The organism is Aurantibrevibacter litoralis (assembly GCF_034651555.1).
In the GTDB taxonomy this organism is placed as follows: domain Bacteria; phylum Bacteroidota; class Bacteroidia; order Flavobacteriales; family Flavobacteriaceae; genus Aurantibrevibacter; species Aurantibrevibacter litoralis.
Map to the genome: position 1 here is coordinate 88888 of NZ_JAYEEQ010000006.1, position 12926 is coordinate 101813.

Sequence of the window (12926 nt, forward strand, 5' to 3'; positions counted from 1 at the left end):
CCTCTAATAAAAAAGCCGTCTCTTGCTAAAAACATAGCAAGAGACGGCTCATTTTGAAATAGCCAATTATTAGCGCTTATCTACGGGCAAAAAGGCTCTATGATTGGCACCTGTATAGACTTGTCTGGGCCTTCCTATAGGTTCATTTCTAAGTCGCATTTCGCGCCATTGGGCTATCCAACCCGGGAGGCGACCCATGGCAAACATTACGGTAAACATTTCTGTGGGTATGCCCAAAGCTCTGTATATAATTCCTGAATAAAAATCTACATTAGGATACAATTTACGATCCACAAAATAAGCATCTTCCAAGGCTTCCTTGGCCAATCCTTTTGCGATTTCTAAGATAGGATCATCAATGCCTAAATCTGCCAATACTTCGTCGGCAGCTTTCTTAATGATTTTAGCGCGAGGGTCAAAATTTTTATACACTCGATGTCCGAAACCCATCAGTCGAAAAGGATCATTTTTGTCCTTTGCTTTAGCCATATATTTGGCCGTATCGCCCCCATCTTTTTCAATAGCTTCCAACATTTCTAATACCGCCTGATTGGCTCCTCCGTGCAACGGCCCCCAAAGGGCTAAGATGCCGGCAGAAAGGGATGCAAACAATCCGGCATGAGAGGATCCTACGATACGCACCGTAGAAGTAGAGCAATTTTGCTCATGATCTGCATGCAAAATTAAAAGTTTGTCAAGGGCATCTATGACAATTCTATTTCTTTTGTATTCTTGATTTGGTTTTTTGAACATCATTTTATGGATGTTCTCCACATAACCCAGAGAATCATCACCATAATCCAGTGGTAATCCTTTTCTTTTTCTCATTGTCCAGGCCACTAGTACAGGAAATTTAGCTAAAATGCGAACAATAGCCCAATACATATCCTTTTCGGAAGACACATTCACCGAAGAAGGATTAAAAGCAATTAAAGCACTTGTTAATGATGATAAGACACCCATTGGATGCGCCGATTTTGGAAAGCCATCCAAAATCTTCTTCATTTCTTCATCGACCTCGGACTCACTTTTGATGTCATTATGAAATTTTTCAAGTTGCACCTTATCCGGCAATTCTCCAAAAATCAGTAAATAGGCAACCTCAAGAAAATCTGCCTTTTCTGCAAGTTCTTCTATGGCATATCCGCGATACCTAAGAATTCCCTGCTCTCCGTCCAAAAAAGTAACGGCACTTTCACATGATCCTGTATTCTTATACCCCGGGTCTATGGTAATCATTCCGGTTGCGGCGCGTAACGATTTAATATCTATGGCAAGCTCATCTTCTGTGCCCTTAATTACAGGAAAATCGTATTTTTTTCCTTCATATTCTAATGTGGCTTTGTCTGACATTTGTTTAATTTTCGTGTTATTATCTATTAAGGTAAATTTATGAAAAACAAGGAAGGTTAACAATTACTTCGGTCCATTTGTCGTTTTATTAACAGTAACCTTAGGCACTAACCCTATTTTATGTATTTTCTTTTAAAGCGTACAAATTTTTATAATACGCACTTACTGATTTTTCCCATGTAAATCGCATTTTTTTTGCATTTGCACGAATGGCATCCCACTTTTTTTTATCCTTTTCGAACAAGGCAAGTACCTCATCAAAAACGGCTTTCATATTTTTAATTTTATCATTGTAGGTAGTTCCATCAAACACAAATCCTGTTTCCATATGAGTAACCGTATCTCTCAACCCTCCTGTGTAGTGCACTAAACATGGATTACCATTTCGCATGGCCAACATTTGGCTAATACCACAGGGTTCAAAAAGGCTCGGCATAAAATACAAATCGCATTCCAGATAAATAGAATCAATAACATCTTCGGACTGTCCGTTTATAAAGATAAAATTTTTATGGGCATAACTAATCTCGCGAAATGATTTCTCGTAATCCGGGTCTCCGGTACCAAGTATAATAAATATCCCATTTATTTTTTCTAATTTTTGAAGTATCGCTATCAATGCCTTTGGCGATCGTTTAAAAAAATAAAATTTTTGCTCGGTAAGTCGCGCAACACTTGCACAAACAAATCGAGGCGGTTCTGATAGAAAAGGCACTAATTTTTCTCCCGTATGCGCTAAAAAATCGGCCTTATACTTTTTAGATTCTTCTTGTAGCCAATGAAATATGGCATTTATGGTGTTGAGATATATGGCGCCTTTCTTAGCTTCTCTTATTTGGGAATAGTTGCTTCCATTAAGTATCCCAAACAGACGACCTTCCTTATCTGCCTTTTGCAGATCGTTTTCCAAGCCTTCACCTCCTATAAATTCGGGTAGTCTGCTAGGTCGCAAAATATCTTCTTTATAAGACGGCGAAACGGTATGTACCGCATCGGCAAAACGAATACCTATGGCCATAAGATTAATACAATCGGGATAGCGTTGGTCCATTAATTTTTCTGTATCTAAAGGTATTTCGGGAAACCAATTGGCTATAGAAGCGTAATTGTCTGTAAAAGGGCGAATCCCTTGGATGGCCAAATTGTGAATACTATACACAAACCGAATGTCTCTTAGATTATTGTAAGATGAATGATAGGCTCTTAAAAAAAGTAATAGACTGGTATGCCAATCGTGAAGATGTACTATATCCACACTGCCAAATACTCCTTTTTTGATGGCTTCAGCAACGGCTGTACAGAAAATAATAAATTTGATAGCATCTGTATAAAACGGTTCTTCCGAATCGTTATGATACATATGTGCAATTTCCCCAGCTTGTATTTCCGAGTGATGCAGCACGTAATGATGCACATTGGGAAACTCTTTTTTTGGAATAACCTTATAGACAAACGCCGTATAAACCATTCCCCTTAATCGAAAATTGAGCTGTTGCAGTAAAATGCCATTTAGATGCAATCTGGAATACGCAGGTACTATAACGTGGACTTTATCGCCTTTGACCGAAATTTGCCTTGGTACATCTCGTACCACATCGCCCATACCACCAGCCTTACAATTGGGAATGGCATCATTCTCTGCAGCTACAAATAGAAAATTAGTCATACGATACCCTGTTTTTTTATGCTGTTACAATATATTATTTTAAGGTAGATAATGTGTTACATACTTCCAAAAAAAAACCTCTCTTTTCAGAAAGGTTTTTTAAATACGCTATGGCTAAAACACCTTAGTTTACTTTAAAGGCGTTTTGTTGCGGATAATAGGCGGTAGTTCCTAGCTCCTCCTCTATACGGAGTAATTGGTTGTATTTGGCCATACGATCTGATCTGGAGGCTGACCCGGTTTTGATTTGACCGGTGTTTAAGGCTACGGCCAAATCGGCGATCGTATTGTCTTCAGTTTCCCCTGAACGATGAGACATTACTGAGGTATATCCGGCGTTTTTAGCCATGTTCACGGCAGCAATAGTTTCTGTTAACGTACCTATTTGGTTCACTTTTATAAGGATAGAATTGGCAATGCCATTTTTAATACCTTTAGAAAGTCGCTCTACATTGGTTACAAACAAATCATCGCCTACTAATTGTACTTTATCGCCGATCTTTTCGGTAAGCAATTTCCAACCGTCCCAATCGTTCTCATCCATACCATCTTCTATGGATATGATCGGATATTTTGCACTCAAGTCTGCCAAGTATTGCGCTTGTTCGGCCGAAGTTCTAATGGCACCTTTATCACCCTCAAACTTCGTGTAGTCGTATTTACCATTCACATAAAATTCGGCAGCTGCACAGTCTAGGGCAATCATCACATCATCACCTAGGGTATAACCGGCATTAGAAACTGCTTTGCCTATGGTATCTAATGCATCTTCGGTACCTCCAAGCGTTGGTGCAAAACCACCCTCATCTCCTACCGCAGTGCTTAATCCTCTATCGTGTAATACCTTTTTAAGATTATGGAATATCTCCGTACCCATTTGCATGGCATGCGAAAAGTTTTTGGCTTTTACCGGCATTACCATAAATTCCTGAAAGGCTATGGGCGCATCGGAATGCGATCCTCCATTAATAATATTCATCATTGGTACCGGTAAGGTATTAGCACTTACACCACCCACATACCTGTATAGTGGCATTCCCAATTCTTCGGCAGCCGCTTTGGCAACGGCCAAAGACACCCCAAGTATGGCATTGGCGCCTAATTTAGATTTGTTAGGTGTACCATCTAACGCAATCATCGTTTGATCTATTAGATTTTGATCAAAAACAGACATCGCAATAATTTCCTCGGCTATAATATCATTTACATTCGCTACCGCTTTGGTAACTCCTTTGCCCATAAAGGCTTTACCTCCATCACGAAGTTCTACGGCTTCATGCTCCCCTGTGGATGCTCCTGAAGGAACTGCTGCACGCCCCACAACACCATTTTCCGTAGTTACATCTACCTCTACGGTAGGATTACCTCTTGAATCTAAAATTTGTCTCGCATGAATGCTTAGAATAATACTCATAATAGTGTATTTTGATTATTTTTTAATTTTTTACAAAGATATAAAAGCAGGTGTAACTACGGGGCTTTACTACCAATATTGACACAAAAACAACAAAAACTTAAACCGACGTACTTTTGGCAACGCGAGAGGCTATCATTTCGAAAAATTGATCGAAAAGATACTCGGCATCATGCGGCCCCGGACTGGCTTCCGGATGGTATTGTACAGAAAATACGTCTTTGTCCTTTATACGAATGCCGGCTACCGTTTGATCGTTGAGATGCACATGTGTAATTTCCAAATTGGGATGAGCTTCTGCTTCCTCCCTATTTATAGCAAAACCATGATTTTGGGAGGTTATTTCCCCTTTTCCCGTAATTAAGTTCATGACCGGATGGTTAATTCCTCTATGTCCGTTATGCATCTTGTAGGTAGAAACACCATTGGCTAAGGCAATTACTTGATGGCCTAAACAGATGCCAAAAAGCGGCATATCGGCTTCTATAATTTTTTTAGCTGTACCAATGGCATCTACCAGAGGTTCCGGATCTCCGGGGCCGTTAGAAATAAAATAGCCGTGGGGTTGCCAATCTTGCATTTCCTCTAAAGTAGCGTTATAAGGAAACACTTTTATATAAGCGTCTCTTTTGGCTAAATTTCTAAGGATATTCTTTTTAATACCAATATCTAAAGCTGCTATTTTGTAGGTGGCCTCCGGGGTTCCATAAAAATAAGCTTCTTTCGTAGCTACTTTAGACGCCAGCTCTAATCCCTTCATACTCGGCACTTGTTTTAGCTGTTCCTTTAAGCGATCAATGTGTTCAACATCGGTAGAAATTACCGCGTTCATTGCGCCATGATCTCGTATATAGGCGACTAGGGCACGGGTATCTACATCGGATATGGCAAAGAGCTTGTGTTCCTTTAAGAAATTGAGAAGGCTAAGATCTGCCTTTGATCTGGAAAAGTCATAACTAAAATTTTTACAAATGAGTCCTGCAATTTTAACGCTGTCTGATTCTACTTCGTCCTTTTGAGTACCATAATTTCCAATATGGGCATTGGTGGTCACCATCAGTTGTCCAAAATAAGACGGATCTGTAAATATTTCCTGATAACCGGTCATCCCTGTATTGAAACAAACTTCCCCAAACGCGGTTCCCTCCTTGTCTCCAACAGATTTCCCAAAAAACATTGTTCCATCGGCTAATACTAATACTGCTTTTCTTCTTGCTAGATACTTCACACTAATAAATTTACATTAAACGTTTCACTTTAACTATTTTACATCCTTCCATAAGGCATTTCCAATCATCCAAAGAAATCGAATATGTTACTTTCGAACATGATTCCCCTGCTTATATTAGGTCAGCTGGGAATTTATGAGGTAAACACAAATTTTAGATTACAAAATAATACAAAAAAAGGATAAGCTTGTGGCCTATCCTTTCTCTGTCTTTTAAAAAATATAAACTTTTTTTCTTAGGCATCTGAGCCATCTGTTTTAGGTTCAACTACGTCATTTTTTGCAGTATCTTTTACTTTCGTTTCCGCCACACTGGTTTCTTGCTCTATTGCAGTCTCCGGGGTATCGGTCTTCTTTCTTCTACTTCTTCGTGTAGTCTTTTCCTTCTTCGGCTTGCCCGCATTATAGATCTCGTTAAAATCAACCAATTCTATCATGGCCATATCCGCATTATCACCTAATCGATTCCCCAGTTTTATAATTCGGGTGTAACCGCCTGGTCGTTCTCCTACCTTTTCTGAAACCTGACTAAATAACTCGGTTACCGCATGTTTATCCCGAAGGTTTTTAAATACGATACGTCGATTCTGAGTTCCTTTTTCTACTGTGAGGTTATTGGTCACTTTTGATTTCGTAATCAGCGGTTCTATAAATTCCTTAAGCGCCTTAGCTTTGGCCACCGTAGTGTTTATTCTTTTATGCTCAATTAAAGAACATGCCATATTGGCCAACATTGCCTTTCTATGTGAGGTAGTTCTACCTAATTGATTTATTTTTTTACCGTGTCTCATTGTTCGTTGCTATATGTTACTATCGATAATGTAATTATGCCTGCGCCTAAGCTTCAGGAACCTAATCTTTATCTAATTTGTATTTGGACAAATCCATTCCAAAACTTAATCCTTTATTGATTACTAATTCTTCGAGCTCTGTCAATGATTTTTTACCGAAGTTTCTAAATTTCATTAAATCATTCTTATTGAAAGAAACCAAATCGCCTAGCGTGTCTACTTCTGCAGCCTTAAGACAGTTCAATGCCCGAACGGACAAATCCATATCTACCAATTTGGTTTTTAAAAGCTGTCTCATGTGTAACGATTCCTCATCGTAGGTCTCGGTTTGCGCTATCTCGTCGGCCTCTAGTGTTATTCGCTCATCAGAAAACAACATAAAGTGATGAATAAGTACCTTTGCAGCCTCTGTTAAAGCTTCTTTTGGATGGATAGAGCCATCGGACGAAATTTCAAAAACCAATTTTTCGTAATCGGTTTTTTGTTCTACCCTAAAGTTTTCTATACTGTATTTTACGTTTTTGATAGGTGTAAAAATAGAATCTATAGCAATGGTACCTAAAGGTGCATTGGCCTTTTTATTTTCCTCTGCCGGAACGTAACCTCTACCCTTATCAATGACCAATTCCATGTTAATACTCACTTTGGCATCCATATTACAGATAACCAAATCTGGATTAAGGATTTGATATCCCGATATAAATTTTTGAAAATCGCCGGCTACCAATTGTGATTTGCCACTAACGGAAATCGATACCGTTTCGCTTTCTACATCGTCTATTTGTCTCTTAAACCGTACTTGCTTTAAATTAAGGATGATCTCGGTTACATCTTCTACAACACCAGGGATTACGGAAAATTCGTGATCTACCTTATCGATTCTTACAGAGGTAATTGCAAAACCTTCCAAGGAGGAAAGTAATACCCGTCGTAGTGCGTTACCAATGGTCAATCCATAGCCAGGTTCTAAAGGACGAAATTCGAATTTCCCTTCAAAATCTGAAGAATCGATCATTATAACTTTATCGGGTTTCTGAAAATTTAATAATGCCATAACTGGTTCTGTGTTGCTTTATTTAGAGTATAATTCGACGATTAACTGTTCTTTAATGTTCTCGGGGATTTGAATTCGCTCCGGTACATTTACAAAGGTGCCTTCCTTCTTTTCTGAATTCCACGTAATCCATTCGTACACACTACTGCTAGCAGCTAGTGCGTCTTGGATGGCTTGGAGTGACTTTGATTTTTCGCGAACACCAATTACATCGCCCGGTTTTAGGGTATAAGAAGGAATATTTACCAACTCTCCATTTACAGTAATGTGCCTGTGAGATACCAGTTGTCTTGCGCCACTTCGGGACGTTGAAATTCCCATTCGATACACTACATTATCCAAACGAGATTCGCACAATTGAAGTAAAACCTCTCCGGTAACTCCTTTGCTTCTATTTGCCTTAGCAAATATATTGCGAAACTGACGCTCTAAAATACCATAAGTGTATTTTGCTTTTTGCTTTTCTAATAACTGTACTGCGTACTCGGATTGCTTTCCGCGTCTTCTACTTTGTCCGTGTTGTCCTGGAGGATAATTTCTTTTGTCAAAAGCTTTGTCATCTCCAAAAATTGCCTCGCCGAACTTCCGGGCTATTTTTGTCTTTGGTCCTGTGTATCTTGCCATTTTCTTTAAATTTGAAATTGTGATTATGAATTAAGGCTGTCTCCTTCGATAATCGTAACTACAATTTCTTTGAAATTAGAACCCTTTTGAGGGTATTGTTAAAATAATTTATACTCTTCTTCTTTTGGGTGGTCTACAACCATTATGCGGCATAGGGGTAACATCAATAATTTCAGTAACTTCTATTCCGGAATTATGAATGGATCGGATAGCAGATTCCCTGCCATTTCCAGGTCCCTTAACGTAAACCTTAACTTTTCGCAAACCAGCCTCATGAGCCACCTTGGCACAATCCTCTGATGCCACCTGAGCAGCGTAAGGAGTATTCTTTTTAGATCCTCTAAAACCCATTTTACCGGCAGAAGACCATGAGATAACATCACCTTTTTTATTGGTTAAGGAGATAATGATATTATTAAACGAAGCCGTAACGTGTGCCTCGCCCACAGAATCCACAATAACCTTGCGCTTCTTTACTACTTTGGTATTTGATTTTGCCATATGATTTCGTATTTCGTAATTCGTATTGATGGGTTTTTCGTATTTCCTATTGGATGCTTATTACGATCCTACACCTACGAATTACCCTGTACTGAGCCTATTATTATTTGGTTGCTTTTTTCTTATTTGCAACCGTTTTTCGTTTTCCTTTTCGTGTTCGGGAATTATTTTTGGTATGCTGCCCTCGTAACGGAAGTCCGGATCTATGGCGGATACCACGATAGCAGCCAATATCCATAAGCCGTTTTATATGCAACTGGGTTTCGGAGCGCAACTCGCCTTCTATCTTAAAACCAGATACGGCCTCACGAATCCGTGTAATTTCGTCATCGTTCCAGTCTGACACCTTGGTATCTTCACTGACCTGAGCCTTTTCTAAAATCTCTTGTGCCCTACTTTTACCGATACCGAAAATATAGGTAAGTGCTATAACACCTCGTTTCTGTTTTGGTACATCTACACCTGCAATTCTTGCCATAATTACCCTTGTCTTTGTTTAAATCTAGGATTCTTTTTATTAATTACGTACAATCTGCCATTTCTGCGTACAATCTTGCAGTCGGCACTTCTTTTCTTTATTGATGTTCTTACTTTCATCCTATTCGGTTAATATCTATATGTAATTCTTGCTTTACTTAAATCGTAAGGACTCATTTCTAACTTCACTTTATCACCCGGAAGCAATTTTATATAGTGCATTCTCATTTTTCCTGAGATATGTGCAGTTACTACATGTCCGTTTTCTAACTCTACCCTAAACATGGCATTGGATAAAGCTTCGATAATACTTCCATCTTGCTCTATTGCGGATTGCTTGGCCATTATGCTACTTTTCTATTTTTTCCTGTTTTCATCAAACCATCGTAATGTCTGTTCAACAAATACGAATTCACCTGCTGAACGGTATCTATGGCCACACCCACCATAATTAACAAAGAGGTGCCTCCATAAAATAAAGCCCATCCGGCTTGTACATCCATAAGTTTTACAACCACTGCGGGGAGTACTGCCAAAAGTGCTAAAAACACAGAACCTGGCAAGGTAATCAAAGACATTATCTTATCTAAAAAATCGGCAGTTTCTTTGCCGGGTCGTGTACCCGGAATAAAACCTCCACTTCGCTTTAGATCATCTGCCATTTTATTGGTAGGTACCGTAATGGCCGTATAGAAATACGTAAAGATAATAATTAATAACCCAAAGAGAATATTGTAGGCCAGTCCAAAAATATCTTGAAACTGTACTTCCATCCATTGACCAACTGCGGTATTGTTAAAAGTTTTCCCTAATAACCCCGGCGCAAACATTATAGCTTGCGCAAAGATAATTGGCATTACCCCGGATGCATTTAACTTTAGTCGTATAAAATCTCTGGCTCCCATCACATTTTTCTCGTACCCGCCTGAAGCTGTTCTTCGCGCATATTGCACTGGTACCTGTCTGGCTGCCATTACAAGTAAGACACTTAAGAGAATCACAATAAACCAAATGATTACCTCGATAAGCATAAACATGAGTCCACCATTGTTATTCGCTGTTCTAGAGATAAATTCTTGCACAAAAGATTGCGGCATCGTGGCAATAATCCCTATCATAATCAACAATGAAATACCATTACCAATTCCTTTGTCGGTAATCTTTTCACCAAGCCACATCGCAAAAACAGTTCCTGTAACCAAAATGATTACAGAAGGTACAATAAAACCAAGACCTTTACCTAACACAAAAGCACTATCCGGAACGCCCAAAGCGCCTAAACTATACAAATATGCAGGTGCTTGCACAATACAAATACCTATCGTGAGCCAGCGTGTAATTTGATTGATGGTTTTTCTTCCGCTTTCTCCTTCTTTTTGTAATTTTTGAAGATACGGAATGGCAATACCCATAAGCTGTACCACAATGGATGCAGAAATATAAGGCATAATACCTAAAGCAAAGATGGAAGCATTCGCAAACGCACCACCCGTAAACGCATTTAAGAGACCTAATATACCACTATCCGTATTGCTCGATAACTCTGCCAATTGAGTTGTGTCTATTCCGGGAAGTACAACCTGAGCCCCAAAACGATACACCAACAGCAAGCCTAAGGTAATTATGATTTTACCTCTTAGCTCTTCTATCTTCCAAATATTAGATAATGTCTCTATAAATTTTTTCATAATTTGTGTTGCTTACAAGCTTATAGCCTCACCTCCGGCTTTTTCAATAGCCTCTTTCGCACTGGCTGTAAATTTATGAACTGCAATTTTTAGAGGTGCCTTTAATTCACCGTTACCTAAAATTTTGACTAATTCATTTTTTCCGGCCAATCTATTTTCTATCAACAGTTCCAGGGTTACGGTATCGGTTATGGTACCGTTATCTACAAGCTCTTGGAGCTTACTTAGATTTATTCCTTTATAAGCCACCCGGTTTATATTGGTAAAACCAAATTTTGGAACACGCCTTTGTAAAGGCATTTGGCCTCCTTCAAAACCAATCTTTTTAGAATATCCCGATCTTGATTTAGCGCCCTTGTGACCTCTTGTAGCGGTACCACCTTTTCCAGATCCTTGACCTCTACCCACAATTTTTCCAGCTCTGTGTATAGCTCCTTCCTGAGGTTTTAAATTACTTAAATTCATTACACTATATTTAAAATATTAAGCTTCCTCTGTAGAAACTAAGTGTTTAACTTTATTAACCATTCCCAGTATATTGGGCGTAGCATCATGCTCTACTACCTGACCTAATCGTCTTAATCCTAAGGAAGCTAGGGTTCTCTTTTGATCTTGTGGTCTATTGATGCTACTTCTAACCTGTTTTACTTTAATCTTTGCCATGCGTTCCTTTAATTTAACCTTTGAAAACTTTTTCCAAAGAAATATTTCTCTGGTTTGCGATCGTCTTGGCTCCTCTAAGCTGAAGTAAGGCATCAAAAGTGGCTTTTACAACATTATGCGGATTAGATGATCCTTGCGATTTAGAGAGTACGTCATGTACACCAACAGCTTCAAGTACCGCTCTAACTGCACCACCTGCAATAACTCCGGTACCATGAGACGCTGGTTGTATATAGACTCGGGCGCCCCCAAATTTACCCTTTTGCTCATGGGGCAAAGTTACCTTATGCAGCGGTATTCTAATTAAATTCTTTTTAGCATCTTCAATGGCCTTGGCAATTGCTGTAGCCACTTCTTTGGACTTTCCCAAACCATGACCTACAACGCCATTTTCATCTCCTACTACAACTATAGCCGAAAAACCAAATGCTCTACCTCCTTTGGTTACCTTGGTAACTCTTTGAACGCCAACAAGCCGATCCTTTAACTCCAGTCCCCCCGGTTTTACCGTTTCAACGTTTTTGTAATTTTGGTACATAATATAATTAGAATTTAAGTCCGGCTTCTCGTGCGCCTTCTGCTAATGATTTTATTCTTCCGTGGTACAGATTACCTCCTCTGTCAAAAGCCACTTGAGCTACACCCAAGTCTTGTGCCTTTTTGGCAATTTCCTTACCCACTATATTCGCCATTTCTGTTTTGGTGGCTTTTTTTGAACTCAGATCCTTATCCCTTGAGGAAACCGCAACAAGCGTAGTTCCTTTCGTATCGTCAATGATTTGAGCATATATTTCTTTGTTGCTTCTAAAAACCGCCAATCTAGGCCTTTCTGAGGTTCCAAAGGATACCTTTCTAATTCTTCTTCTTATGCGTTGTCTTCTTTCCAACTTCGATAATCCCATAATGCTACGTATTAAGCTGATTTACCTGCTTTTCTTCTTAATTGTTCTCCTACGAACTTAATCCCTTTTCCTTTATACGGTTCGGGTTTTCTGAACGATCTTATTTTAGCGGCAATATGACCCACCAACTGACGATCGTGGGAAGTTAATTTCACGATAGGGTTTTTCCCTTTTTCGGAAACTGTTTCCACTTTCACTTCAGGAGCCAATTCAAACACAATATTATGTGAAAATCCTAATGCCAGATCCAATTTCTGACCTTCATTACTGGCTCTGTATCCTACACCTACCAATTCCAATTCCTTCACCCAACCTTCAGAAACACCCTTGATCATATTGTATATCAACGATCTGTAAAGTCCGTGTTTCGCCTTTTCCTCTTTCCCGTCTGATGGTCGAGTTACAAAAACCTGACCCTCTTCTACTTTTACCGAAGATCCTGAGTATTCCTGCGTTAGCTCTCCCAATTTACCTTTTACAGTAATAATATTCTCCTTGATATCTACAGTGACACCGGAGGGTATTGCTATCGGATTATTACCTGTTCTAGACATACTTTTTAACT

17 protein-coding genes are annotated in these 12926 nt (G+C 39.2%); all 17 read right to left on the reverse strand.

The window, feature by feature from the left end; all coding sequences use genetic code 11:
* Nucleotides 1-69 precede the first annotated feature (69 nt).
* The 17 genes from U1E44_RS07115 to rplF all read right to left on the reverse strand — a co-directional run bounded on the left by U1E44_RS07115 (nucleotide 70) and on the right by rplF (nucleotide 12915).
* The gene (locus tag U1E44_RS07115) at nucleotides 70-1353 is read right to left on the reverse strand and encodes a citrate synthase (protein ID WP_322930372.1); all 1284 of its coding nucleotides are present in this window, start codon (nucleotides 1351-1353) and stop codon (nucleotides 70-72) included.
* Between the two features lie 118 nt (nucleotides 1354-1471).
* Nucleotides 1472-3019 carry a glycogen synthase gene (locus U1E44_RS07120; protein WP_322930373.1) on the reverse strand — a complete coding sequence of 516 codons (1548 nt, stop codon included), beginning with the start codon at nucleotides 3017-3019 and terminating at the stop codon, nucleotides 1472-1474.
* Nucleotides 3020-3143: 124 nt separating this feature from the next.
* Nucleotides 3144-4433, reverse strand: a complete 1290-nt coding sequence (eno, locus tag U1E44_RS07125) for a phosphopyruvate hydratase (protein ID WP_322930374.1) — start codon at nucleotides 4431-4433, stop codon at nucleotides 3144-3146.
* A gap of 100 nt (nucleotides 4434-4533) precedes the next feature.
* Nucleotides 4534-5661 carry a glutamine-hydrolyzing carbamoyl-phosphate synthase small subunit gene (carA, locus tag U1E44_RS07130; protein WP_322930375.1) on the reverse strand — a complete coding sequence of 376 codons (1128 nt, stop codon included), beginning with the start codon at nucleotides 5659-5661 and terminating at the stop codon, nucleotides 4534-4536.
* Nucleotides 5662-5897: 236 nt separating this feature from the next.
* Nucleotides 5898-6452: a 50S ribosomal protein L17 gene (gene rplQ, locus U1E44_RS07135; protein WP_322930376.1), complete on the reverse strand. Its 555-nt coding sequence runs from the start codon at nucleotides 6450-6452 to the stop codon at nucleotides 5898-5900.
* A gap of 61 nt (nucleotides 6453-6513) precedes the next feature.
* Complete coding sequence (locus U1E44_RS07140; RefSeq protein ID WP_322930377.1) at nucleotides 6514-7506, reverse strand: DNA-directed RNA polymerase subunit alpha; 993 nt, start codon at nucleotides 7504-7506, stop codon at nucleotides 6514-6516.
* An 18-nt stretch (nucleotides 7507-7524) separates the two neighbouring features.
* Nucleotides 7525-8130 (reverse strand): 30S ribosomal protein S4, encoded by a 606-nt coding sequence (gene rpsD / locus U1E44_RS07145; protein WP_322930378.1) that lies wholly within the window; start codon nucleotides 8128-8130, stop codon nucleotides 7525-7527.
* 108 nt (nucleotides 8131-8238) lie between these two features.
* The gene (gene rpsK / locus U1E44_RS07150) at nucleotides 8239-8631 is read right to left on the reverse strand and encodes a 30S ribosomal protein S11 (RefSeq protein WP_322930379.1); all 393 of its coding nucleotides are present in this window, start codon (nucleotides 8629-8631) and stop codon (nucleotides 8239-8241) included.
* Between the two features lie 103 nt (nucleotides 8632-8734).
* Nucleotides 8735-9109: a 30S ribosomal protein S13 gene (gene rpsM / locus U1E44_RS07155; protein WP_322930380.1), complete on the reverse strand. Its 375-nt coding sequence runs from the start codon at nucleotides 9107-9109 to the stop codon at nucleotides 8735-8737.
* Nucleotides 9110-9111: 2 nt separating this feature from the next.
* Nucleotides 9112-9228 (reverse strand): type B 50S ribosomal protein L36, encoded by a 117-nt coding sequence (ykgO, locus tag U1E44_RS16770; protein WP_323673860.1) that lies wholly within the window; start codon nucleotides 9226-9228, stop codon nucleotides 9112-9114.
* A 9-nt stretch (nucleotides 9229-9237) separates the two neighbouring features.
* The gene (gene infA / locus U1E44_RS07160) at nucleotides 9238-9453 is read right to left on the reverse strand and encodes a translation initiation factor IF-1 (RefSeq protein ID WP_013549436.1); all 216 of its coding nucleotides are present in this window, start codon (nucleotides 9451-9453) and stop codon (nucleotides 9238-9240) included.
* The gene (gene secY, locus U1E44_RS07165; protein ID WP_322930381.1) at nucleotides 9453-10796 is read right to left on the reverse strand and encodes a preprotein translocase subunit SecY; all 1344 of its coding nucleotides are present in this window, start codon (nucleotides 10794-10796) and stop codon (nucleotides 9453-9455) included. The genes infA and secY overlap by 1 nt, the downstream gene beginning before the upstream one ends.
* 12 nt (nucleotides 10797-10808) lie before the next feature.
* Nucleotides 10809-11261 carry a 50S ribosomal protein L15 gene (gene rplO / locus U1E44_RS07170; protein ID WP_322930382.1) on the reverse strand — a complete coding sequence of 151 codons (453 nt, stop codon included), beginning with the start codon at nucleotides 11259-11261 and terminating at the stop codon, nucleotides 10809-10811.
* A gap of 18 nt (nucleotides 11262-11279) precedes the next feature.
* Nucleotides 11280-11459 (reverse strand): 50S ribosomal protein L30, encoded by a 180-nt coding sequence (gene rpmD / locus U1E44_RS07175; RefSeq protein ID WP_322930383.1) that lies wholly within the window; start codon nucleotides 11457-11459, stop codon nucleotides 11280-11282.
* Nucleotides 11460-11472: 13 nt separating this feature from the next.
* The gene (gene rpsE, locus U1E44_RS07180) at nucleotides 11473-11997 is read right to left on the reverse strand and encodes a 30S ribosomal protein S5 (protein ID WP_322930384.1); all 525 of its coding nucleotides are present in this window, start codon (nucleotides 11995-11997) and stop codon (nucleotides 11473-11475) included.
* 7 nt (nucleotides 11998-12004) lie between these two features.
* Nucleotides 12005-12361, reverse strand: coding sequence for a 50S ribosomal protein L18 (gene rplR, locus U1E44_RS07185; protein ID WP_322930385.1), 357 nt, complete (start codon nucleotides 12359-12361; stop codon nucleotides 12005-12007).
* Nucleotides 12362-12372: 11 nt separating this feature from the next.
* Complete coding sequence (gene rplF / locus U1E44_RS07190; RefSeq protein ID WP_322930386.1) at nucleotides 12373-12915, reverse strand: 50S ribosomal protein L6; 543 nt, start codon at nucleotides 12913-12915, stop codon at nucleotides 12373-12375.
* Nucleotides 12916-12926: the final 11 nt, after the last annotated feature.